20 protein-coding genes and 1 pseudogene are annotated in these 21,910 nt (G+C 71.9%); 14 read left to right on the top strand and 7 right to left on the bottom strand.

From position 1 onward, the window contains the following. The first annotated feature begins 34 nt into the window (after positions 1 to 34). Positions 35 to 3,076, top strand: a complete 3,042-nt coding sequence (locus tag FHR36_RS12275; protein WP_253796355.1) for an alpha-mannosidase — start codon at positions 35 to 37, stop codon at positions 3,074 to 3,076. A 216-nt stretch (positions 3,077 to 3,292) separates the two neighbouring features. After that, a complete protein-coding gene (locus FHR36_RS12270) occupies positions 3,293 to 4,570 on the top strand; it encodes an aspartate aminotransferase family protein (protein ID WP_253796354.1) in 1,278 nt (425 codons plus the stop codon). A gap of 16 nt (positions 4,571 to 4,586) precedes the next feature. Here FHR36_RS12270 and FHR36_RS12265 read toward each other — a convergent pair whose 3' ends face one another. Both FHR36_RS12265 and FHR36_RS12260 read right to left on the bottom strand, forming a co-directional pair. After that, positions 4,587 to 6,290 (bottom strand): hypothetical protein, encoded by a 1,704-nt coding sequence (locus FHR36_RS12265; RefSeq protein ID WP_253796353.1) that lies wholly within the window; start codon positions 6,288 to 6,290, stop codon positions 4,587 to 4,589. A 65-nt stretch (positions 6,291 to 6,355) separates the two neighbouring features. Beyond that, positions 6,356 to 7,090: an ABC transporter ATP-binding protein gene (locus tag FHR36_RS12260; protein WP_253796352.1), complete on the bottom strand. Its 735-nt coding sequence runs from the start codon at positions 7,088 to 7,090 to the stop codon at positions 6,356 to 6,358. Positions 7,091 to 7,251: 161 nt separating this feature from the next. Between FHR36_RS12260 and FHR36_RS12255 the strand changes: the two genes are divergently transcribed. Both FHR36_RS12255 and FHR36_RS12250 read left to right on the top strand, forming a co-directional pair. Continuing rightward, positions 7,252 to 8,604: a hypothetical protein gene (locus tag FHR36_RS12255; RefSeq protein WP_253796350.1), complete on the top strand. Its 1,353-nt coding sequence runs from the start codon at positions 7,252 to 7,254 to the stop codon at positions 8,602 to 8,604. A 68-nt stretch (positions 8,605 to 8,672) separates the two neighbouring features. Next, positions 8,673 to 9,341: a hypothetical protein gene (locus tag FHR36_RS12250; RefSeq protein WP_253796349.1), complete on the top strand. Its 669-nt coding sequence runs from the start codon at positions 8,673 to 8,675 to the stop codon at positions 9,339 to 9,341. 58 nt (positions 9,342 to 9,399) lie between these two features. Here the strand turns inward: FHR36_RS12250 and FHR36_RS12245 are convergent, their stop codons facing one another. Then, positions 9,400 to 9,831, bottom strand: coding sequence for an NUDIX hydrolase (locus tag FHR36_RS12245; RefSeq protein WP_253796348.1), 432 nt, complete (start codon positions 9,829 to 9,831; stop codon positions 9,400 to 9,402). 124 nt (positions 9,832 to 9,955) lie between these two features. Then, positions 9,956 to 10,621 (bottom strand): TetR/AcrR family transcriptional regulator, encoded by a 666-nt coding sequence (locus FHR36_RS12240; RefSeq protein ID WP_253796347.1) that lies wholly within the window; start codon positions 10,619 to 10,621, stop codon positions 9,956 to 9,958. Between the two features lie 124 nt (positions 10,622 to 10,745). On the opposite strand from FHR36_RS12240, the gene FHR36_RS12235 reads away from it, so the two are divergent. The 7 genes and pseudogenes from FHR36_RS12235 to FHR36_RS40505 form a co-directional block, all read left to right on the top strand. After that, a complete protein-coding gene (locus tag FHR36_RS12235) occupies positions 10,746 to 11,783 on the top strand; it encodes an NAD(P)-dependent alcohol dehydrogenase (RefSeq protein ID WP_253796346.1) in 1,038 nt (345 codons plus the stop codon). Positions 11,784 to 11,841: 58 nt separating this feature from the next. After that, positions 11,842 to 12,819, top strand: coding sequence for a formylglycine-generating enzyme family protein (locus tag FHR36_RS12230; protein ID WP_253796344.1), 978 nt, complete (start codon positions 11,842 to 11,844; stop codon positions 12,817 to 12,819). Positions 12,820 to 12,989: 170 nt separating this feature from the next. Continuing rightward, a complete protein-coding gene (locus FHR36_RS12225; protein ID WP_253796343.1) occupies positions 12,990 to 15,326 on the top strand; it encodes an arylsulfatase in 2,337 nt (778 codons plus the stop codon). A 279-nt stretch (positions 15,327 to 15,605) separates the two neighbouring features. Beyond that, positions 15,606 to 16,613 (top strand): DUF4190 domain-containing protein, encoded by a 1,008-nt coding sequence (locus FHR36_RS12220; RefSeq protein ID WP_253796342.1) that lies wholly within the window; start codon positions 15,606 to 15,608, stop codon positions 16,611 to 16,613. A 129-nt stretch (positions 16,614 to 16,742) separates the two neighbouring features. Continuing rightward, a complete protein-coding gene (locus FHR36_RS12215) occupies positions 16,743 to 16,946 on the top strand; it encodes a hypothetical protein (protein WP_253796341.1) in 204 nt (67 codons plus the stop codon). A gap of 879 nt (positions 16,947 to 17,825) precedes the next feature. After that, positions 17,826 to 18,110, top strand: coding sequence for a hypothetical protein (locus FHR36_RS12210; protein WP_253796339.1), 285 nt, complete (start codon positions 17,826 to 17,828; stop codon positions 18,108 to 18,110). Between the two features lie 73 nt (positions 18,111 to 18,183). Beyond that, positions 18,184 to 18,273, top strand: a pseudogene (locus tag FHR36_RS40505) (IS982 family transposase); the annotation flags it as partial. A gap of 43 nt (positions 18,274 to 18,316) precedes the next feature. Here the strand turns inward: FHR36_RS40505 and FHR36_RS12205 are convergent. Together FHR36_RS12205 and FHR36_RS12200 are read right to left on the bottom strand one after the other, a co-directional pair. Continuing rightward, complete coding sequence (locus FHR36_RS12205) at positions 18,317 to 18,655, bottom strand: hypothetical protein (protein WP_253796336.1); 339 nt, start codon at positions 18,653 to 18,655, stop codon at positions 18,317 to 18,319. After that, positions 18,645 to 18,986: a hypothetical protein gene (locus tag FHR36_RS12200; protein WP_253796333.1), complete on the bottom strand. Its 342-nt coding sequence runs from the start codon at positions 18,984 to 18,986 to the stop codon at positions 18,645 to 18,647. The genes FHR36_RS12205 and FHR36_RS12200 overlap by 11 nt, the downstream gene beginning before the upstream one ends. A gap of 180 nt (positions 18,987 to 19,166) precedes the next feature. On the opposite strand from FHR36_RS12200, the gene FHR36_RS12195 reads away from it, so the two are divergent. From FHR36_RS12195 to FHR36_RS12185, 3 genes are all read left to right on the top strand, one after another. Next, positions 19,167 to 19,631, top strand: a complete 465-nt coding sequence (locus tag FHR36_RS12195; RefSeq protein ID WP_253796332.1) for a hypothetical protein — start codon at positions 19,167 to 19,169, stop codon at positions 19,629 to 19,631. Positions 19,632 to 20,212: 581 nt separating this feature from the next. Beyond that, positions 20,213 to 20,662: a hypothetical protein gene (locus tag FHR36_RS12190; RefSeq protein ID WP_253796330.1), complete on the top strand. Its 450-nt coding sequence runs from the start codon at positions 20,213 to 20,215 to the stop codon at positions 20,660 to 20,662. Between the two features lie 231 nt (positions 20,663 to 20,893). Continuing rightward, positions 20,894 to 21,058 carry a hypothetical protein gene (locus tag FHR36_RS12185; RefSeq protein WP_253796328.1) on the top strand — a complete coding sequence of 55 codons (165 nt, stop codon included), beginning with the start codon at positions 20,894 to 20,896 and terminating at the stop codon, positions 21,056 to 21,058. Between the two features lie 114 nt (positions 21,059 to 21,172). On the opposite strand, the gene FHR36_RS12180 is transcribed toward FHR36_RS12185, so the two are convergent. After that, entirely contained in the window at positions 21,173 to 21,829 is a 657-nt protein-coding gene (locus tag FHR36_RS12180; protein WP_253796327.1) for an adenylate kinase family protein, read from the bottom strand. Between the last annotated feature and the right edge of the window lie 81 nt (positions 21,830 to 21,910).

Below are 21,910 nucleotides of genomic sequence, written 5' to 3'. Positions count from 1 at the left end.
AGCCCCAGCCCCGGATCAACCACGGAGTAGCCCCGTGCACAGCAAGCAACGCCTCGTCGAGCAGCGCCTGAAGCGCGTACTCACCGAGCGCATCCGACCCGCCGTCCACGCCCGGACCGTGCCGCTCACGGTCGGGGTCTGGAACGTCCCCGGCGAGCCGGTGCCGGTCGCCCAGGGCCTGGCCGCGCCGTACCGGCCGGTCTCGGTCGGCCACCGGTGGGGGCCGGCCTGGTCGACCAGCTGGTTCAGGATCAGCGGCCGGGTCCCCGAGGAGTGGGCCGGACAGCGGGTCGAGGCCGTCCTCGACCTCGGCTTCAACCGCACCGGCGCCGGCTTCTCCAGCGAGGGCCTGGCGTACCGGCCCGACGGCAGCGTGGTGAAGGGCGTCAACCCGCGCAACGCCTGGCTGCCGATCGCCGACCCGGCCGTCGGCGGCGAGGAGTTCACCTACTACATCGAGACCGCCGCCAACCCGGTCCTGTGCGACGACCACCTGCCGACCGCGCTCGGCGACGTACCGTCGTGGGTCACCGGGGCCGGGCACTCCGGCGACACGCTCTACCGGCTGCTCCGCCTGGACCTCGCCGTCTTCGACACCGAGGTCTGGAACCTCGCCCAGGACCTCGATGTCCTGGGCGAGTTGATGCACCAACTGTCCGAGGCGGACCCGCGCCGCTGGCAGCTCCTGGAGACCATCGACCGCGCCCTGGACGCCGTCGACCTCCGGGACATCGGCGGCAGTGCCCCGGCCGCGCGGGAGGTGCTGCGCCCCGCCCTGGCCTCGCCGGCCGCGCCCAGTGCCCACCGGATCTCCGCCGTCGGGCACGCGCACATCGACACCGCCTGGCTGTGGCCGCTGCGCGAGACCGTCCGCAAGGTGGCCCGCACCGTCTCCAACGTCACCCACCTGATGGACGACCACCCGGAGTTCCTGTTCGCCATGTCCCAGGCCCAGCAGTTGGCCTGGCTCAAGGACGAGCGCCCCGAGGTGTACGCCCGCGTCCAGGAGAAGGCGAAGAGCGGGCAGTTCCTCCCCGTGGGCAGCCTCTGGGTGGAGCCCGACACCAACATCACCGGCGGCGAGGCGTTCGCCCGGCAGCTGATCCACGGCAAGCGGTTCTACCTCGATGAGTTCGGGGTCGAGACCGAGGAGATGTGGCTGCCCGACACCTTCGGCTACAACGCGGCCATGCCGCAGCTGATGAAGCTCGCCGGGGTGCGCTGGTTCCTCACCCAGAAGATCTCCTGGAACACCACCAACAAGTTCCCCCACCACACCTTCCGCTGGGAGGGCATCGACGGCACCCGGATCTTCACCCACTTCCCGCCCGTCGACACCTACAACGCCGACATCAGCGGCGCCGAACTCGCCCACGCCGTCGCCAACTTCCAGGACAAGGGCCCGGCCAACCGCTCGCTGCTGCCGTTCGGCTACGGCGACGGCGGCGGCGGCCCCACCCGCGAGATGCTGGGCCGCGCCGCCCGCCTCACCGACCTGGAGGGCTCGCCGCGGCTCACCATCGAGTCCCCGGCGGAGTTCTTCACCCGCGCCGAGGCCGAGTACCCCGACGCACCCGTCTGGGTCGGCGAGCTCTACCTGGAGTTCCACCGCGGCACCCTGACCAGCCAGTTGCGCACCAAGCAGGGCAACCGGCGCAGCGAGCACCTGCTGCGCGAGGCCGAACTCTGGTCGGCCGCCGCCGCCCTGAGCACGGGCCTGAGCTACCCGTACGAGGCGCTGGACCGGCTGTGGAAGACGGTGCTGCTGCACCAGTTCCACGACATCCTGCCCGGCTCCTCCATCGCCTGGGTCCACCGCGAGGCCGAGCGGACGTACGAGGCCGTGCTCGCCGAGCTGGAGGGCATCGTGGACACCGCGCAGCGGGCCCTGGCCGGTGCCGGCGAGCGGACGGTGGTCTTCAACGGCTCCCCTTATCCCCGCGAGGGCGTTCCCTCCTTCGGCGCCGCGGTCCGCTCCGGGAGCGGTGGCGAGCCGGTCGCCCCGGTCCGGGACGGCGAGGGCTTCGTCCTGGACAACGGGCTGGTCCGGATCGTGATCGACGCCGACGGCCTGGTCGTCTCGGCCCGCGACCTGGCGGCCGGCCCGGAGCTGCTGCCGCCCGGCGCGGTGGCCAACCTGCTGCAGCTGCACCAGGACTTCCCCAACGAGTACGACGCCTGGGACATCGACGAGTTCTACCGCAACACCGTCCAGGACCTGCGCGAGGCCGAGTCGGTGACCGCGACCGAGGCCGGCGTCCGGGTCGTCCGCACCTTCGGCGCCTCCCGGATCGAGCAGTTGCTCACCCTGCGCGAGGGCTCCCGCCGCCTCGACGTCGACACCGTCATCGACTGGCACGAGACCGAGAAGCTGCTCAAGGCGGCCTTCCCGCTGGACCTGCGGGCCGACCACTCCAGCGCCGAGATCCCGTTCGGCCACGTCCAGCGTCCCACCCACACCAACACCAGCTGGGACGCAGCCAAGTTCGAGATCTGCGCCCACCGCTTCCTGCACGTCGGCGAGCGGGACCGGGGCGCGGCCCTGGTCAACGACTCGACGTACGGGCACGAGGTCACCCGCGACGTCCGTACCGACGACGGCACCACCACCACGGTGCGGCTCACCCTGGTGCGCGCCCCCCGGTTCCCGGACCCGGACGCCGACCAGGGCCGTCACCGGCTGCAGTACGCCCTGGTCGTCGGCGCCGACCTCGCCGACGCCGTCCGCGAGGGGTACCACCTCAACCTGCCCGAGCGGACCGTCACCGGCGCCGGGCCGGTCGAACCGCTGGTCGCCGTCGACCGGGAGGCCGTCGTGGTCGAGGCGGTCAAGCTCGCCGACGACCGCTCCGGTGATGTGGTCCTCCGCCTCTACGAGGCCCACGGCCGCCGGACCGACGCCACCCTGACCACCGGCTTCCCGCTGGCCTCGGTGACCGTCACCGACCTGCTGGAACGGCCGATCGAGTCCACCGGGGCCCCGTCCGCGGTGCACGCGGAGCCCGGACAGGTACGGCTGTCGCTGCGGCCGTTCCAGATCCTCACCCTGCGGCTGGGCGTCCGGGCGTCCGGCTGACCCGGCCCCGCGCGCCGGCCGGACGCTCCCCCATCCGGTCGGCGCGCGGCTTCGAGGTCGACACCGTCCTGACGGACAACGGGGCGGCCCGTTCCTCTCCGGCCGCTGCCGCCACCGCGCGAGCCGGCCGCCGGGGTGTCGGCCCCGCCTGGCGTTCGTACGGGCCGCTCCGGGGTAGCGTGCCGGAAAGCGTCTGCGCGGAAGTGGGACCCTCGCATGCCGAACCTGCTCGGCCGCCATCGCGCGGTCATGCCGTCGTGGCTGTCGCTCTACTACGACCAGCCGATCGAGATCGTGAGCGGCAAGGGCTGCCGCGTCACGGACTCCGACGGGCGCACGTACCTCGACTTCTTCGCCGGGATCCTCACCAGCATGCTCGGCTACGACGTGCCCGAGGTGCGCGAGGCCGTCGAACGGCAGCTGCGCACCGGGGTGGCGCACACCTCCACGCTGTACCTCATCCGCTCCCAGGTGGAGCTGGCCGAGCAGATCGCGGCGCTGTCGGGCATCGCGAACGCCAAGGTCTTCTTCACCAACTCCGGGACCGAGGCCAACGAGACCGCGCTGCTGCTCGCCACCAACGCCCGCCGCTCCGACCAGGTGCTCGCCCTGCGCAACAGCTACCACGGGCGCTCGTACGGGGCGATGGCCGTCACCGGCAACCGGGGCTGGAAGAACTCCTCGCTGTCGCCCGTCAACGTGCATTACCTGCACGGCACCGACCGCGACCGCTTCCCGCACCTGTCGGACGAGGAGTACCTGACCTTCTGCGCGGACGACCTGCGGCAGGTCATCGCCACGGCCACCGCCACCGACGTCGCCTGCCTGATCGCGGAGCCCGTCCAGGGTGTGGGCGGCTTCACCGCCGCACCCGACGGGCTCCTCGCGAGGTACCGGGAGATCCTGGACGAGCACGGGATCCTGCTGGTCTCCGACGAGGTGCAGACCGGCTGGGGCCGTACCGGGGAGCACTTCTGGGGCATCCAGGCCCACGGCGTCACTCCGGACGTGATGACCTTCGCGAAGGGCCTCGGGAACGGCTTCGCAATCGGCGGGGTCGTCGCGGACGGCGCGCTGATGGACGCCCTTCCGGCCAACGGCATCTCCACCTTCGGTGGCAACCCGATCGCGACGGCGGCGGCGAAGGCGACCCTCGACTTCCTGCTCGCGCACGACCTCCAGGCCAACGCCCAACACCTCGGCCGGCTACTGATCGACGGCCTGCGCACCGCCGTCGACAAGCTCCCGGCCGTGGGCGACGTCCGGGGCAAGGGCCTGATGCTCGCCGTCGACCTGGTGGACCCCGACAGCGGGGCGCCCAGCCCGGCGCTGGCCACCAGGGTCCTGGAGGAGACGAAGCGGCGGGGCCTGCTCATCGGCAAGGGGGGCCTGTACGGCCACACCCTGCGGATGGCTCCCCCGTTGACCCTCGCCGAGGACGAGGCGAGTGAGGGACTCGGCATCCTCGTCGACTCGCTCACCGCCGTCTGCTGACCGGCCGCCGCCGGACCTACGGCCGGCCCACCGTGCCGGGCCGCGCCTGCGCGGGCAGCTTGCCCGCCCTGACCCACGCCCACCGCAGCAGCGCGACAGCCAGGACCAGACCGACCGCGGTCGCCTGGCTCAGAGAGCCCGCCGACCCGCTGCGCAGCGCCGCCGAGAACGGCAGGGCCAGCACCGGCACGGCCACGGCCGGACCGGCCGCGTACCAGGCGGCGAACACCACCGTCCCGATGCTCCCGCCGGCCGCCTGCGACGAGCGGTACAGCAGATCGCGGCGGGCCGCCCCGCGGCAGGCGTTCACCAGCCCGGCCGCGACCAGGGCCGGCACGGCGAGGGGCGCGAGCCAGGCCGCCGACCCTCCGCCGGACGCGAGTACGACGGCCGCTCCCCCTGCCGCCAGGACGAGGCCGAGGACGGCGGGCACCACCGCATGGCGCAGCATGAGACCGGCGAACGGGTAGGGGGACCAGGATGCCCGGCGCACGTCGTCGGTCTCGATCCGGGCGGGCTCCAGCAGTTGGGCGACGGCCAGGTAGCCGAAGAGCAGGGCGACGGCCGTGACGGCCCAGGAGACCCCGCCCCGGGTGCCGTGGGCCAGCACCGCGCAGAGCACGGCCGGTACGGTCAGCAGCACCGCGCGACCGAGCCGTGCGGGTGCGCGGAGCAGTGCGAGGGCGTCCCGCCAGTACAGGATCAGCCAGGACTGCCGGGGCACGGGCAGCCGGACCCGGAGCTGTCGGCCGCTACCGGACGCGCCGGCCACGGCCAGCCGTGCCGCGCGCAGCTCGACCGTCCGCAGCGCGGCCAGCACCCCGGCCGCCGTCCGGGCCCGCTCCCGCAGCAGGGGCAGCGACAGTGCGGCGGCGGCCCGGTCCGCGAGCACCAGGCAGACCACGGTCGGCACGACCAGCAGGGCGGCGGCGAGCCCGCCTCCCGGAACGGCGGCGGGCGTCGGGGCCAGCGCCGCGAGCCCCGCCCAGCCCCAGGGGCCCGACCACAGTTCCACCCGCTCCAGCCAGCGGACGGGGTGCCCCGCGACGGCCAGCGCGCTCTGCACTGCGAGCGCCAGGATCAGCACGGTGACGTACGGGGTGAGCCGGCGCGCCCAGCGGGCGGCCAGCGGGCTGCGCTGCACCAGCAGCCCGGCGCAGACGCCCAGCAGCGGCAGGCAGACGGCGCCGGCCAGGCACCAGCCGAGGGCTGCGGGCAGGCCGACGCGCTCGGTCAGTCCGAGCGCCACCATGCCGCCGACGGCGATCACGAGCCCGGGGAAGACGGCCAGCCCGCAGGAGAGCCAGAACCACGGCCGCAGCACCGGACGCGGCCGGACCGGGTGCGCGAGGAGCCAGTCGGTGGTGGCCCGCGGCGGCACCACCGGCCCGCGCCACAGCCCGTCGCGGACAGCCAGCAGCAGGGTCGCGAGCCCGACCGCGGCGATGCCGCTGGGCATGGCGGCCAGCAGGTCGGGGCCGTGCCGGGTGTAGTCGGCGCCCATCGACGCCTGGAGGAAGAGGCCGAGGCTGGGGATGCCGCCCCAGATCACCAGGATGAGCAGGGTGCAGTAGAGCGCGAAGCCGGCCTGCTTGGCCCGGTTGCGCCGGTGCGGTGCGCGCAGGGCGCGCAGCAGCGCCAGTGCCTCGTCGGTCCAGTCGTCGTCCGCCGTCCACTCGGCCGCGATCGCGTCCTCGCCCGGGTCCGCGGCCGTCTCCATGGGGTCCGTGGGCGTGGGCTGTCCCGTCGTGGGGGACGGCAGACCGGCCACGGCCTCGGGGCGGCTCACCGGGCGCCGGCCGATGCGGCTGCTTCGGCCGTCAGGATCTCGGCGGGCGCGCCCTGCCGGACGATCCGTCCCTCCTCCAGCACCACCACTCGGTCGGCGATCTCCAGCGCGAGGTCGGTGTGGTGGGTGACCAGCAGCACCGCCACCCCGTCGGCGAGCTCCGCCGCCAGGAGTTCGGCGAGCCGCCGGCGCGCCTGCGGGTCGAGACGCTGCTCGGGCTCGTCGAGCAGCAGCAGGTCGCGGGGCCGGACGAGTGCGCAGGCCAGCAGCAGGGCCTGCATCTGGCCCGAGGAGAGGGCGGACGGCAGCGCGTCGGCCCGCTCGGTGAGCGACCGGTTCTCCAGTACCTGCGCGACCCAGTCGGCCGCGTCGGCGACCCCGTGCGCGACGGCGACCAGCAGCAGGTGCTCGCGCACCGTCAGGTCGGGATAGCAGGCGACCGTGTCGCCGACGACCGCGACCCTGGCCCGGATCCGGGGGTCGTTCTCGTTCATCGCCAGACCGTCGAACCGCACCGTCCCGCCGGTCGGCAGGTCGCGGCCCGCCGCGACTCGAAGCAGGGTCGACTTGCCGGACCCGTTGTGCCCGAGCAGCGCCACGCACTCACCGGCCGCCAGCTCGAGGTCGACGGGGTGCAGCACCTCACGGCCGCCGTACGAGCGGCTCACCCCGGTCAGTTGCAGCAGCGCCCTGCGCGCGGCGGCGCGCGGTGGGGCGGAGTTCTTGGCCATGTGGACGACGCCTCTCGACAAGCAGTTCGGCCCAGTATGGACCCGTGGAGCCACGGACTGTTCCGGCCGGCCCCGGGGCGTCACCGTCCGTGCACTGGAGGTCGGCAGCGCCCGGTGCAAACCGGCTGCCCGCGACCGTCACCGCCTGTTAGCGTCCCGCCATGACAGCCGACAGCGAACACGCCGAGAGGGTCGCGACCCAGGCGCGGCGCTTCAACGTCGGCTGCCTGGTGGCGCTGCTGCCCCGCGCCCACCGCGCGCCCGCACTCGCCGAACTCGTCGACACCGACCCCGGCTTCTTCCGCCTCGGCCACGAGCACCCGCCGACCGTGGTCGACAGCGCCGTCGACGACGGCACCCCGGCCGTGCGCCGCGCCGCGGCGGAGATGGTCCGCAACCACGCCGCGCAGCAGCGCCTGCTGGACTTCGACGACCCGCGCATCGACGCGGCGCTCGCCGACAACTACCGTCTGGCGATCGCGGTGGAACACCACCTGCGCCGCCGCAACCCGGCCCTGGTCGCCGCCGGTGCCTGCTACCAGGCGGAACACCACCGCGCCGCGCTGCGCTCCGACGACCCCGAGCTGGCCGCCGCCGCGCTGATCGACCGCCGCAGCTCCCGCTGGGAGGGGCTCATCCTGACCACCGAATGGGCTGCCGCCTGGCGCACCGTACGGCTCGCGGGCGGACCCGCGTGGGTGCGCGAAGTGCTGGACGCGCTGCCGCCGGGCCGGCCGCTGGACGAGGCGACCCGCCGGATCGCCGAGGCCTCCGCCGAGGCGGACCCGGAGGCGTACCTGACCAGTGCGGAGGAGCGCCTGATCGGCACCGGGGCGCTGCTGCAACGCCTCGGCGAGATCCGCACCGTCGCGGACGCCGCCCGGGGCCGGGCCATCCTGGCCGAGCCGTACCACGTGAACTGGGCGCTGGTCTCGGCGGCCGGGTTGCTCCGCCGCCTGCCGCGGCTGGCCGCCTACCTGTTGTCGCGCCACCCCGACTGCCCGCCCGCCACCGCCCGCGTCCTGCTCACGGGCCGTCCGGCACCTCGCGACCTGCCCCGCAGGCCGCCCGCCCCCGAACCCCCGCCCCCGGCGCGGACGTCGCAGCCGTCGACCTGGCACCGAGGCCCGCTGATCCCCGGCCGCCTCGCCGAGCACGACCCGCTGACCGTCCTCGCCACCACGGAGGTCAGCGAGGACGGTCTGACCATCCACCACGTCTACTCCGCCGTCGAACTCGGCCTGATCACCGCCGAGCAGGCGGTGGCCCACACCCGCCCGGCCGCCGTCGTCGCCGGCTACGCCGGCCAGACCTCCTCCTTCCACGCCGACGTCCAGGAGCCGGGCGGCGGACGCGCCGCCTTCCACGCCGCCGCCCTCGCCGTGGTGGCCCGCCGACTGGCCACGCACCCGCCCTCCCCCGGCTTCTGGCGCGAGGTCAACTCCCTGATGCCCGCCTACCGGGGCACCCTTCCCGACCTCCTCACCGCTGCCGCTCGACCGGCATCCCCCTGACCTCCCGATCGTCTGCGGACACCAGCGGCGCCGGGCCCTGTGGTACGTTCCGGGACCGGGGGGCTGTCATGGGTGAGACGTCGGAAGCACGTGGCGAACTGGACCGGCTGGGTCGGTCTCTGCGTGAGCAACTGGTCGCGCTGATCACCGACTTGACACCCGGCGCCGACCTCCGCCTGCTGTTCCTCGACGAGCCGTCGGTCGCCGACTGGCACGAGCCGCCGCGCTACCACTATTCGGCCCTGTTCCGCGGCGAACGTCCGGCGGCGGTCACCGCCGCCGAGATCGCCTCCCGCGGGGCCGTCCTCCTCCGCTCGGCCGGCTGGGACGTCACGACGTCAGAGGTGGACGACGGCGGCTGGCTCTGCAGCGTGGTCGTCGCCCACCGCGACGGAAACCACCTCCGCATCCGGGCGGGCGACCACACGTCCGCCGTGATGTTCAGCGGCCAGACCCCGGCACTGGCGCTCCGCCCGCCGAAACCGTTCCAGTGGCCGGAGCCGGTACGGACGCCGGACACCGTGACGCCTGGCCACGTCCTCTGCTACGAGTGCGAAGGCCTCGGGTGGTGCCCCGGATGCGGCGGCCGCGGGTGGGTGCCCAGCGAACCCCACGGACTGGCCCGTTGCCGCGAATGTCACGGCCGGCGTGTCTGCGTGATCTGCCGGGGCGGGGGCGAACTGGCCGTCTCCCAACTGTCGGACTACCAACGGGGCCACTACCCGGGCTTGGCCTGATCCGATCCCCTTCAGGCGTCGTCGGACACTCGGAAGTGCCCGACGACCGCACCGTCTGTCACCTGACAGCGAGGAGTTCGCCGCGCTCGACGGCCTCGCGGAGGACGGCGGCGATCTCCTGGGGCAGAAGGTTGATCGCCTCGAGGGCCTCGGTGGTGAGGGGGATCTCCTCCAAGAGGTACTCGCCGCGGCCTTCCTGGCTGAACTCGGGACCGGTGCGGTCCTCGAAGCTCCACTTGTCGATGGCAGCGAGGTAGAAGTCCTGGCGTTCCTCGTCAGTCTGCAGGGTGTGGAGGAGGCCGATGATCCGGGTCTCGCCGGCGATCTCCTCGCGGACCTCGCGCCGGAGGGCGTCCTCGGGACTGGTGTCGGTCGGTTCGATCTTTCCGCCGACGATCACCCAGTACGGGTCGATGCCGGGGCGGATGCGCTTGATCAGCAGCATGGTGTTGTTCGGGGTGAGGAGGACGGCGCGGACTCGATGCTGCATGGTGCTCTTCCTGTCTCTGTGGTGTCGGCGGTCAGTGGAGAATCCAGCCGCCGTCGACGTGCAACGACTGGCCAGTCGTGAAGGACGCGCCCGAGCCGGAGTGCGGACCTCCACCAACGAACTGTCAGCTCGCCGCCCGCTGGAGGCCGTCGAGGATGAGGTCGAGGCCGAAGGTGAACTCGTCGGCGTAGGAGTAGCCGGGGCGCATGACGTGGGATGTGGCGATCTCGGTGAGGTACGGGTACTCGCCGGCCCCGGTGCCGCTCAGGATGGCGGCGGCCAACTCGGCTGTCTCTTCCGGGGATTCGAAGGGCAGCGCCTTCTCCTGGAGGGCGAAGCCGTAGATGTAGCTGTCGAGGACCGAGACGGCGTGAGCGGTCAGGGTGAGGGAGAAGCCCCCTTGGCGCAGGCAACCGAGGACGGCGTCGTGATGGCGGAGGGTGGCCGAGCCCGGGGCGGAGCGTGACTCCATCAGTCCGATCGCCCAGCGGTGGCGGGACAGCACGTCGCGCATGGAGACGGCCCGCTCCCGCATCGCCTGTCGCCACTCGCGGCCGGGCTCGGGGAGGTCCACCTCGGCGAAGACCAGGTCGACCATGCCGTCGAGCAGGTCCTCCTTGTTGGCGACGTGGTTGTAGAGGGACATGGCCTCCACTCCGACGGCCTCGCCGAGCTTGCGCATGGAGAGCGTCTCCAGGCCGCCGGCGTCGGCCAGTTCGACGGCGGCCTCGAGGACCCGCCGGCGGGTGAGCGGCGGACGGTCCCGCTGCGGGGTGGTGCCTCGGGTCACTGCGGGCAGCTCCTTCTCTCTTCGTTCCGACCTTGTCGCCGTTGACGAGCTTACGCCGTAAGTGCTCTACTTACGGCGTAAGTAGCTACTTACGCCGTAAGTACGCTGGAGAGGGACGAGCACCATGACCGACAGAGATGCAGGTGCGCCGATCGCCGCCGAGGGCGGGATCGAGACGATGGCAGCCGTCGTACAGGAGCGTTACGACACCCGGCCGGAGGCCGTGCTGCGCACGGGACGGCTTCCCCGCCCCGAACTCCGGCCCGGCGAGGTGCTGGTCCGGGTGCGTGCCGCCGGCGTCGACCGGGGCACCTGGCACCTGATGGCCGGCCTGCCGTACGCGGTCCGGCCGGTGAGCGGGATGCGCCGGCCGAAACTCCCCAACCCCGGCCGCACCGTCGCCGGTGTGGTCGAGCGGATCGGCCCGGACGTGACCGGGTTCGCTCCCGGCGACGAGGTCTACGGGACGGCGCCCGCGGCGTTCGCCGAATTCGCCGCCGCCCGCGCCGACCGGATCGCCCCCAAGCCGACCGGACTCACCTTCGAGGAGGCAGCCACGGTGCCCATCAGCGGGCTCACCGCCCTCCAGGCGGTGCGCGACAAGGGCCGGATCCGGCCCGGTCAGCAGGTTCTGATCACCGGAGCGGCCGGCGGCGTGGGCACCTTCGCCGTCCAGCTCGCCCACCACCTGGGCGCCCACGTCACGGCGGTCGCGAGCAGCCGCAAGCTCGACGCCGTACGGGCGCTCGGCGCCGACCGCGTGATCGACTACACCCGGGAGGACTTCCTCGCCGGTCCGCAGCGCTACGACGCCATCGTCGACATCGCCGGCAACCGCAACCTGCGGGACCTCTGCCGCGCCCTGACGCCCCGCGGACGGCTGGTCATCACCGGCGGCGAGACGGACGGTCGGCTGCTCGGCGGCACCGACCGCCAGCTGCGCGCACAGCTGCTCTCCCCGTTCGTCCGTCGACACCTGGGCACCTTCATCGCGTCCGAACACGCCGACGGGCTGAGCGAGTTGACCACGCTCATCGACGCGGGGGCGATCCGCCCGGTCGTGGACCGCGCATATCCGCTCACGGAGGCCGCGGCAGCCGTCCGACACCTGCTGGACGGCACGGTCATCGGCAAGCTGGCCGTAACCGTGCCGCTCGACTGACCGTCGTCCGGGCGTGTCGTCGGGGTGCACCGGCCGGAGGTGGTGCACCGTCGGTGCCGTGACGACGACTGCGCAGCGCCCGTCCGCGGCGCCGGCCCGGGGTGTGGTGTGGATCCCGGGCGGTTCCTTCCTGATGGGCTCCGAGGACTTCTATCCGGAGGAGCGGCCGGTGCACCCGGTGTCGGTCGACGGCTTCTGGATGGACGAACATCCGGTCACCGTGGCCGCGTTCCGCCGATTCGTGAAGGCGACCGGCTACGTCACCGTGGCGGAGCGGCCGCTCGATCCGGCCGACTACCCGGGCGCGGATCCGGCCGGTCTCGTGCCGGGGGCGCTGGTCTTCCACGGCACCCGCGGTCCGGTCGACCTGGACGACTGGCGTCGGTGGTGGAGCTATGTACCCGGCGCGTCCTGGCGCCACCCGCAGGGTGCGGGCAGCACCCTGAACGGTCGCGAGCGGCATCCGGTCACCCAGGTCGCCCACGAGGACGCCCGCGCCTACGCCGCCTGGGCCGGCAAGGACCTGCCCACGGAGGCGGAGTGGGAGTACGCGGCCCGCGGCGGCCTCGCCGGTGCGGTCTTCCCCTGGGGTGACGATGTCGCGCCCAGGGGCCGCCGGATGGCGAACACCTGGCACGGCCGGTTCCCGTGGGAGTACCTGGCCGCCGGGAGGAACGACCCCGGCCCCGGGACGTCGCCGGTCGGCTCCTACCCGCCCAACGGCTACGGCCTGTACGACATGGCGGGCAACGTCTGGGAATGGACCGCCGACCACTACACCGACCACCATCCCGACCCCGCGCCCGCCGCATGCTGCGCGCCACGCAACCCGCGCGTCGACGCCGCGCCCACCGTCGCCCCATCGCCGGACCTCCCGGACGGACAGCTGCCGGAACGCTTCCCCCGCCGGGTGACCAAGGGCGGCTCCCACCTGTGCGCGCCGAACTACTGCCTGCGCTACCGGCCCGCGGCCCGGCAGGGGCAGACCGAGGACACCGCGACCTGCCACCTCGGGTTTCGCTGCGTCATGCGCTGAGCGGGCCCCGCCGCCTGCCCGACGAGCCCTCACCCGGTCGGCCCACCGCCCCGCGAGCCGCCCGGCCGACCGGCGGGCGCCGGTCGAGCATGGCTGCCAGGAGCGCACACCGGTTCGTGGTGCGCGCGTGCGGGTGGAAGGCGGGACCTGTGGCCTCGACATTTCGCGGAGTGGTGAACCTCGACGTGCGCGACTCGGTGCCGGACTGGGCACCGTTCGAGCAGCCGAGGGCGGCGCAGGGCGCGCCGAACGTGGTGTACATCGTGCTGGACGACGTCGGGTTCGGCGCGATGAGCTGCTACGGCGGGCCGATCGAGACCCCCAACATCGACCGGCTCGCCGGGGACGGCCTGCGCTACTCCCAGTGGCACACCACCGCCCTCTGCTCCCCCACCCGCTCGGCGCTGCTGACGGGCCGCAACCACACCACCAACGGGATGGCGTGCATCAGCGAGGCCGCCATCGGCTTCCCGAACGCCAACAGCCACATCCCGCCCGAGTGCGCGACCCTGGCCGAGATCCTGGTCGAACGCGGCTACTCCACCGTTATCACCGGCAAGTGGCACCTGTGCCCGGAGAACGAGATGAACCTCGCCTCCACCCGGCGCAGTTGGCCGCTCGGCCGCGGCTTCGACCGCTTCTACGGCTTCCTCGGCGCGGAGAGCAGCCAGTGGTTCCCGGACCTCGTGCACGACAACCACCCCGTCGAGCAGCCCGCCACGCCGGAGGAGGGCTACCACTTCGGCACCGACATCACCGACAAGGCGATCCAGTACCTGGACGATGTCAAGGCGATCGCGCCCGAGCGGCCGGTCTTCCTGTACTACGCACCGGGCTGCGCGCACGCCCCGCACCAGGCGCCGCAGGAGTGGATCGACCGCTACCGTGGCCGCTTCGACGAGGGCTACGAGGCGATGCGGGAGCAGATCCTGGCCCGTCAGAAGCGGCTGGGCCTGGTGCCGGAGAACACCGAACTGCCGCCGCTGAACCCGATCGGCACGCCGCAGACCCGGACCGGCCCGGGTGGGGAGCCGTTCCCGGCGCTGGACTACACCCGGCCCTGGGCAGAGCTGAGCGCGGACGAGCGGCGGCTGTTCGCGCGGATGGCGGAGGCGTACGCCGGGTTCCTGTCGCACTGCGACGACCAGGTCGGCCGGCTGATCGCCTATCTGGAGGACATCGGACAGTACGACAACACGATCTTCGTGGTGGTGTCCGACAACGGCGCCTCCGGCGAGGGCGGCCCGAACGGCTCGGTCAACGAGAACAAGTTCTTCAACAACGTAGCCGACGACATCGCCGAGAACATGGCGATGATCGACAAGATCGGCGGCGTCGAGACGTACGGCCACTACCCGAACGGCTGGGCGATGGCCTTCAACACGCCGTTCAAGATGTGGAAGCGGTACTCGTTCAACGGCGGCACCTGCGACCCGTGCATCATCTCCTGGCCGGCCGGCATCGCCGCCCGCGGCGAGGTCCGCACGCAGTACCACCACGCAGTGGACATCGTGCCGACCGTGCTGGACTGCATCGGCATCGAGATGCCGGAGAGAGTCCGCGGCCACGTCCAGACCCCGCTGCAGGGCATCAGCATGCGGTACTCCTTCGACGCCGCCGCGCTGCCGTCGGCCCGCACCACGCAGTTCTACTCGATGCTCGGCACCCGCGGCATCTGGCACCAGGGCTGGAAGGCCGTCACCACCCACCCCGCGATCAGCGGCTGGGGCCACTACGGCCAGGACACCTGGGAGCTCTACCACACCGACGAGGACCGCGCCGAACTCAACGACCTCGCCGCCCAGGAACCCGCCCGGCTCGCCGAACTGATCGGCCTCTGGTTCTACGAGGCCGGCGTCAACCAGGCCCTCCCATTGGACGACCGCTCCGCCCTGGAGATCCTCTCCACCCCCCGCCCGCAGCTCACCCCGCCGCGCGAACGCTACGTGTACCGGCCCGGCAGCTCCGAGGTGCCCGAGTCCGTCGCGGTGAACATCCGCAACCGCTCCTATGCGATCGGCGCCCTGGTCGACCTGCCGGGCCCCGGCGCCTCCGGCGTGCTGTTCGCGCACGGCGGCCGGTTCGGCGGGCACGCCCTGTACGTCCGCGACAACCGCCTGCACTACGTCTACAACTTCCTCGGCATCGAGCACCAGGTGGTCAGCGCCGGCGAGGACCTGCCCACCGGCGAGAAGCTGATCCTCGCCGCCGCCTTCGAGAAGGACGGCGAGGCCTCGCCCGGCAGCGCCACCGGCATCCTCAGCCTCTACCACGGCGACCACAAGGTCGGCGAGCGCCGCATCCGCACCCAGGCCGGCCGGTTCACCCTGGCCGGCGAGGGCCTGGTCGTCGGCCGCGACTCCGGCGAACCCGTCACCGACCACTACCCCGGCACCGCCCCCTGGTTCTTCACCGGCGGCACCCTGCACCGCGTCGCCGTCGACGTCAGCGGCGAACCGTACATCGACCTGGAGACCGAGGCCCAGGCCATGCTCGCCCGCGAATAGGCGGCCCGACCCGCAGTGTGGCGACCGACAACAGGGGAATCCCCACCGCCGGTCGCCACACTGCGGCCACGGACCACCCACCGCTGGAACCCCGGCCGGGAGCCAACTGGGCCGCTGGCCCGAGGACACTTCGGCCAGTACGGCACCGACCCGCGCACGTGGAGCTGAACCGCTTCCGACCTGCGGAGAAACGAGTCGCCATCTGGTTGTTCGTCAGGCAGACTGCGGGATTCGACCTGAACATCCGTTCACGGCCCGATCCACCCGAAGGACCGCCGCATGACCGAACCCGTCCAGCCCGGCACCCCGCAGGCCGCCGGGGATCCGGCCGCTGTCAACCCCTGGGCGCCGCCCGCTCCCGGGGCGATACCGGACCCGGCCCCGATCCCAGGTCCGGTCCCAGGTCCGGTGCCGGGTCCGGTGCCGCGTCCGGACATGACTGCGGGGGCGGGCACGGGCGTGCCGTACTGGCCGTTCCCGCAGCCCGCACCGCAGCCCCGCAACGGGCTCGGCGTGGCGGCCATGACGCTCGGGATCGTCGGCACCGTCCTCGCGCTGATGATCGCCTTCTTCTGGCTCGCCTGGCTCCCGGCGCTGCTGGCCGTCATCCTCGGCGCCGTCGCGCTGAGCCACGTCCGAAAGGGCCTGGCCAACAACCGCGGCATTGCCCTCACAGGTGTGATCCTCGGTGCCGTCGGGCTCCTCGTCTCGATCGCCAGCGGGGTGCTCGTCGCGGTGCAGGTGCACAACCTCAGGCAGGAGCAGCGCGCCGCGACGGCCGCCGCCGACGCCAAAACGGCGCGGCAGCGCGACGAGGTGGCGCGGCAGCTCGCACAGTTCGAGGCCGAGAAGCAGCAGCGGGCCGCGGACGAACAGGCCCGAAGGCTGTCGTTCGGCGGGTCCTACACGTACGAGGAGACCGGGCTGAAGATCAGCCTGGCGGCTCCGCAACCGTTCACCCCGGACGAGTCCCTGTCCAAAGCCCCCGAGAACGCAAAGGTCGTCGTTCTCGCCGTCACCGTGGTCAACACCGGTTCGACGCCGCTCTCGCTGCGCGGCTCGCAGTTGCTCTTCGTCAAGGACGCCAACGACAAACTGCTCTTCCCCCTGGTCGACATCTCGGGCCGGATCAGCCGGATCCCCGCCTCCCTCGACCCCGGCCAGTCGGTCACCGCCCAGGAGGTGTACGCCCTGCCCAATGGCTCGACGAACACCATCTCGGTCCAGTTCGACCACGGCGACGGCTCGAAGCGCCGCGACGTCATCTGGACCGGCTCCCCCGGCTGACCCGGCGGCTGACCCGGCCGACCGGGCTCCCGCTGCCGACGAGGCGGTACAGGGCTTCCGCTCCGATCTCGACGGCTTGCCAGGTGAAATTGACCGGCGCAGCCGAACGCCTCTCGGTACGGTCAACGCGTGGAAGAGCTGCCCGAGAGCGTAGACCGCCGCATCCTGGACCATCAGATCGTCTTGGCGCTCAAGGCGATCATGGACACGTCCGGCTGCACGCTCCACGAGGCGATCGATGTCTTCGGGGCGCGATATGAGGAGCTCCGCCGCGACCGGCCGGACGACTTCCAGGTGAGCGGCGAGGAGTACGGACGCAACGTCTACACCTGACTGGTGCCTAAAGATCCGTGCGGACTGGAGCACTCAAACGAGTACGCCGACACCCGGTAGCGGGCGCACCCCTCGAGGGGCGCGCGGCCGCCCGTCGTTGAGTGTTCGGTCCGACCCGCCTCGTTGGAGCTGCTTTCGACCCGCGATGGGCTGCGCGCCTTGGACCGGTCGGCGGGCCCTGGCGGCGATCTGACCGATGGGCAGGCCCAGGCGTATGACGTCCCCAGGCCCGCCGCCCGCAGGTGGGATTCCGGGTGAGCAGGTCCGTCCAACGCCCGAGTCCGCGGTGACCGCTTTCGGGGATCGTCATCAGGGGTTCGGGCAGGACATCCGGCGGGCGCTGCCGGCGGACTACCCGGGCCGGCAATGGGCGGAGGTCGTCTCCGCACTGATCCCGGGCTGCGACGTGGTGATCGCCGGAAGCCGACAGGTTCGCAGATTCTCGTGCCACCATCACGTCGAACTGGAGGGCCAGTCCCAGTGGGCAGGGCCGACGACCGGCCGGTTGCGGCGCTGTCATGGTTGATCGCGTCCGCTGTTTGTTCGGCCCGCCGTGGTGACGAGGTGTTCACCATGCCGCGGTTGTAGGTCGACAGCCGATCTACTCCAAGCTCCCTTGCGATTTGCCGGCACACGGCAGCAACATCGATTACCAGGGCGGATTAATTGAGACTGTCACTGATGGAAATCGACCGAATCGACTGGAACTCATATACTTGCGGGTGCGGCCGCCCAGCCGGTCATCTGGCCAATTTCTTGCGGACGATAATCTCGGCGACCTCGGATAAGTATTTTCTACCCGACCTTTCCGGGCATGTTTAAAGTGCGCCGCTCCTTTTCGCGGTCACACCGGTAGCCGTCTCGGTGATGGTGGCCGCATTGGGTGAGGAGCTCCAGCCTGCAGCGCGCCACGAGCTTCTGAGCACCATCTGGCGATGCCTGTGCGGGGAAGATGAAGAACTCGACGCCGCGTGTTCGGCCGCTGCTCGCACGGGCCTTTGGCAACTGTACAGGGACGCCGCGGCGCCGTCGGGTGCGGCGGCGCTTATTCTCAATCTGCTCGAGAGTGACAGGGCAAGATTTCATAACTTCATCAGGCAGATCGAGAACCCTCCAAAATGGCTGTCCGGCCTGATCGAAAGATCGGCCGAATTTGACGAATGAGGGCTCTCCAGCGGCAATCAAAGGATTGTCCTGGTCTGCGGTCGAGAGGCCGCACCGATCATGGCGCCATCGAGGTGTCGGCGCACACGCTGGCCAGCGGCTGTTGGCGATGACCTGCGCGATCTGGCACGACCCGACCACCGGCCGACCTCTCACCCGCTCACCAACCGACTTTGGAACTACTCGTCCAGGGCCCGACTGGAAGATCATCCCGGCGTGTACCGTGCGTCGTTCTCCGGCGTCTCCGCCTGCTCGGCGGCCACCTCTGACTCGGGCGCGGCGGCTGCCTTCGCGATCCGCGCGCGCTCGGTCTCCCCGTCCTGGCGGAGCTGTTCCCGTCGCGTCTCACCCCGCTCGGTCAGGGCGGTCTTCGCCACGTCGGCCGCGCACTTCACTGCGGCCCCGATCGCAGCCCCCGAACCGAGCACGGTGCTGACCGTTTCGGGAATACTGCCGACTACAGTCGGCTCCCCTGGGCCCCTGGTTACCTGGATGGTGGACTCGGTGGCTTGTCGCGATCCATCGGTTTTGTCCTCATGTTCCATGTCCTCTCCCCTCCGCAGCCCTACCTACCCGGACCGGTCGCCAGGCAGTCACCGTCAGCCGTGAGTGGCCGTCGGCTTGGTGGTCACCGGGCCGGCCGACCGGTGCGGGCAGCGCCAAGTCGGCGGCGGGGATCCGGACAACGGTGGTGGTCAGCAGCGCGGGGCGGTTGCCGTCGGGCTCGTAGTGGCAGCGGTACTCGTCCTCCCCGTGCTCGGTACCCCAGCTGCGCCAGCGGTAGTCCGACATGGCGTCGGGGTGCTGGTGGATCGGCACCGCGATGTCGAAGAACAGGTCGTGGTCGTTCTCGGCAAGGAGGGCCGTGATGCTCACGGCCACCCTCCTCGGCGTGGTCTGACCTTCCCGCCCGCGGCGTGTGCGGTTCCGGAACCCTTGGGTTGTGGCGCAAAGGCGCGTAGCGGCGGTGGGTGCCGGGCATCGATCATTGGCTCGGCCCGGCCCGGCACGGGGCCCGGACGCCACCATCGGCTGAGAGTTGAGGAGACACCACCCATGCTCAGGCTCCGGAACATTCGACGCACGGCCGCGCTCTCAACCGCCGCCCTGTCACTGGCCGGCGCGGCCACCGTCACGGCCGCGGGCACCGCCCATGCCAGCTCGTACTGCGCGGCCCCGACCCACTGGGGAGCCTGGGCGATCACGGCGTGCGTGGGGTTGACGCCCGGTTACAACACGATAAGTGCGTACACGGAAGCTGACGCCGTTCCGCACGCAACCGACGTTCGGATCTACACACAGCTCTGGAGGAGCTGCGACGGCAACCGCACCTGGCAGATGGTCGACTCCACCGCCTACCGGGGCGGCACCCACGCGGGCCCGACCGACGAGGGTAAGGGAACGTGGTACGACAACACGAACAGCGTCACTCGCGGGTGGTGTTCCTTCCAGGCGCACGGCTGGCTGGACGAGAGCGGGGTGACGCGCGCCGACTCGTGGGCGGTGCTGTGGGCCGCTTGATCGTGCCTGCCGCGTCCGCGCCCAGGGCCGCCCGGGCGCGGGCGCGGCAGCCGGCCCGTGGCATCCCGACGGTGTGCGGGAAGCGACAGGCGACTGTGTCTACCCGGCCCCGGCTACGCCGGTGGCCGGCCCAGAGGCGGGTACAGGTGTCAATCCGTGTGCTGCGGCGCCACTCTGACGCGCCCTTCTCCCCGGGGTGTTCGGACGGGCGCGATGGGTGACGCCCGGCCCGGGGCCCGCCGCCGAACTGACCCGCCGCCACGACCCCTCCGGCCGTCTCGTCGCCGAAACCGTCAACGGCCGCACCCTCACCGTAGAAGACGACCACCTCGGCCGCCGCCCGGGTGCACCTCGGCGATGTCGCAGGCGCCGCCGCGGCCGTGGGACCGGTGCTGTCCCTGCCGCCGGAGATGCAGACCTCATGAATCGTGAAGCGCGTGCACCGGCTCGCCGGGATCCTGGCCGGCCCGCGCTACGCACTCAGCGGGACGGCCCGGGACACAGTGGAGGCGATCCGGTCGGCTGCGGCGTAACCGAAGAGGCTTCCGGGAGGTTGGCTTCCTCGAGGATAGGAGGCTGAGGTGGCAAGCAGTCCGACAGGGTGGCTGGCGAGGTTCCAGACAGCCGAGGAGCGGGAGACGAAGCAGCCCGGCAGGCTCGTCCCGGTAACACGATGGGACGAAAACGGTCTGGCGCTGATCGTCGACGAGGCCGCGGGCAGGCTGGTGCCGGCGCGGGAGTTCGACAACTTCGTGGCGTTGGTCCCGGGTGATCGGCCCGTCGTGGCGGCGCTGCCGGGTGCCGGCTGGCGAGCGGTCTACGCGCAGGATGACGGCCAGCCCGACTACGTGGAGGACCTGGTTGGCTGGGCGGTCCATGACAACGGCTACGCCACCCCGATCGCGGCTGACCCCGAGCTGATGATCGGCGAGCCGCTGACCACGAGGTCACCAGTGAACGCGGTCCGGCTGCTCCCGCCCGAGCCGGGCAGCCACGCTCACCCGGTCAACCCGGGACCGCCGGTCAACTGATCTGTACAGCCACCGCGACGGCCCGACCGGCGCGGTGGCCTGCTACAGGTCGGCGAACAACGAGTGCCGCATCCTGCGGCAGCGGCGGGAACGGCCAGCGGCGCACCGGGGCGCCCAAGGTGTGGGCGCATCAAAGGCGGCACCAGCCGACTCCGGCCCGCGGGCCTGCCCCCACCTCGGTGCCGGGATACGCTCCCCTCCCCTGCCGCGCGCGGGAAGGCGGTGGCGAGCATGAACGACAGCAGCCGGGAGCGGCCGACGGAGTGGGCGGCCGAGGAGCTGTCCGGGCACGAGGACGACGTGCGGCACATCGTGGTCAGCCAGCGGCCGCCGCGGCCCAAACTCGTGCTGCTCGAGGGCGGCGGCGATCCGGACGGCGGCGGGTCGGGCTACTGAGCACCTGATCGCGCGCCCAGCAGCCCGCCGTTCGTTCCGCTGCACCTCGACGCGAGAGTTGTAAGACGCCTGGCCCCGAACGCGGACCAGTCTGGCAGCGCCTTCGAGCCGACGTCAGTGGCCGTGCCAGCGCAGTGCACTGAGCACGCGCCCGGCTGTCTCATCGGGCGTGCCGACCGCGTCGACCACGACGAGTCGGCCCTGCCTGGCGTAGTAGTGGCTGATGGGCGCCACCGTTGCTTCGTGTCGGCTGAAGCGGCCGCGGATGTTCTTCTCGGTGTCGTCCTCGCGCTGGTAGAGCTCACCGCCGCAGATGTTGCAGGCGTCGAGGGCGTGGGTGCCCGCCGATGGCTTGTGGTGGTGGGTCGGGTCGCTCCGGCAGAGACGACGGGCCGACTGGTGGCGGACACGACGTTCGACTTCCTCCGTGGGAAGGCGAAGGTGCACGACTTTGTCGAGGGGTGTGCCGAGTTCGTGGAGCAGTTCGTCCAGAGCCAGTGCCTGGGCAGCGTTCAGCGGGTGGTGGTCGAGGAGGAAGGCCGCGGGGGCCGTCCGGCGCAGGTGGTCGCGGACGATCTCGGTGATGAGCTCGTCCGGGAGGGGGCCGCGGTGCAGGATCTCGGAGGATCGAAGCCCCAGCTGCGTACCTTGCCGGATATGGGCGCGCAGGAGATCGCCGAAGTTGATGCGCGCCACGGTCAGAGCCCGAGCCAGCGAATCGGCCGGGCCTTCCCGCAGCCACGCCGGGGGCTGGAGGAGGGCGAGACGCATCGGCTCACTTCCCTTGCTCTGCTCGCAGCTGCCCGGCCCTGGTTCCCGTTGCCGGCGGATCCCGATCCTGCCATGCTGAAC

The sequence above is a fragment of the Kitasatospora cinereorecta genome (genome assembly GCF_024172095.1).
In the GTDB taxonomy this organism is placed as follows: Bacteria; Actinomycetota; Actinomycetes; order Streptomycetales; family Streptomycetaceae; genus Kitasatospora; species Kitasatospora cinereorecta.
The sequence above is the reverse complement of the archived record's forward strand: the minus strand, read 5'-3'. Positions and strand labels throughout refer to the sequence as shown.

What these genes read in the sequence shown, in the direction of transcription:
- FHR36_RS12260 (WP_253796352.1), bottom strand. Translation starts at nt 7,090, where the DNA reads ATGGCCAAGAACTCCGCCCCACCGCGCGCCGCCGCGCGCAGGGCGCTG.
- FHR36_RS12185 (WP_253796328.1), top strand. Translation starts at nt 20,894, where the DNA reads ATGAACGACAGCAGCCGGGAGCGGCCGACGGAGTGGGCGGCCGAGGAG.
- FHR36_RS12205 (WP_253796336.1), bottom strand. Translation starts at nt 18,655, where the DNA reads ATGGAACATGAGGACAAAACCGATGGATCGCGACAAGCCACCGAGTCC.
- FHR36_RS12265 (WP_253796353.1), bottom strand. Translation starts at nt 6,290, where the DNA reads ATGGAGACGGCCGCGGACCCGGGCGAGGACGCGATCGCGGCCGAGTGG.
- FHR36_RS12250 (WP_253796349.1), top strand. Translation starts at nt 8,673, where the DNA reads ATGGGTGAGACGTCGGAAGCACGTGGCGAACTGGACCGGCTGGGTCGG.
- FHR36_RS12220 (WP_253796342.1), top strand. Translation starts at nt 15,606, where the DNA reads ATGACCGAACCCGTCCAGCCCGGCACCCCGCAGGCCGCCGGGGATCCG.
- FHR36_RS12245 (WP_253796348.1), bottom strand. Translation starts at nt 9,831, where the DNA reads ATGCAGCATCGAGTCCGCGCCGTCCTCCTCACCCCGAACAACACCATG.
- FHR36_RS12180 (WP_253796327.1), bottom strand. Translation starts at nt 21,829, where the DNA reads ATGCGTCTCGCCCTCCTCCAGCCCCCGGCGTGGCTGCGGGAAGGCCCG.
- FHR36_RS12255 (WP_253796350.1), top strand. Translation starts at nt 7,252, where the DNA reads ATGACAGCCGACAGCGAACACGCCGAGAGGGTCGCGACCCAGGCGCGG.
- FHR36_RS12235 (WP_253796346.1), top strand. Translation starts at nt 10,746, where the DNA reads ATGACCGACAGAGATGCAGGTGCGCCGATCGCCGCCGAGGGCGGGATC.
- FHR36_RS12195 (WP_253796332.1), top strand. Translation starts at nt 19,167, where the DNA reads ATGCTCAGGCTCCGGAACATTCGACGCACGGCCGCGCTCTCAACCGCC.
- FHR36_RS12270 (WP_253796354.1), top strand. Translation starts at nt 3,293, where the DNA reads ATGCCGAACCTGCTCGGCCGCCATCGCGCGGTCATGCCGTCGTGGCTG.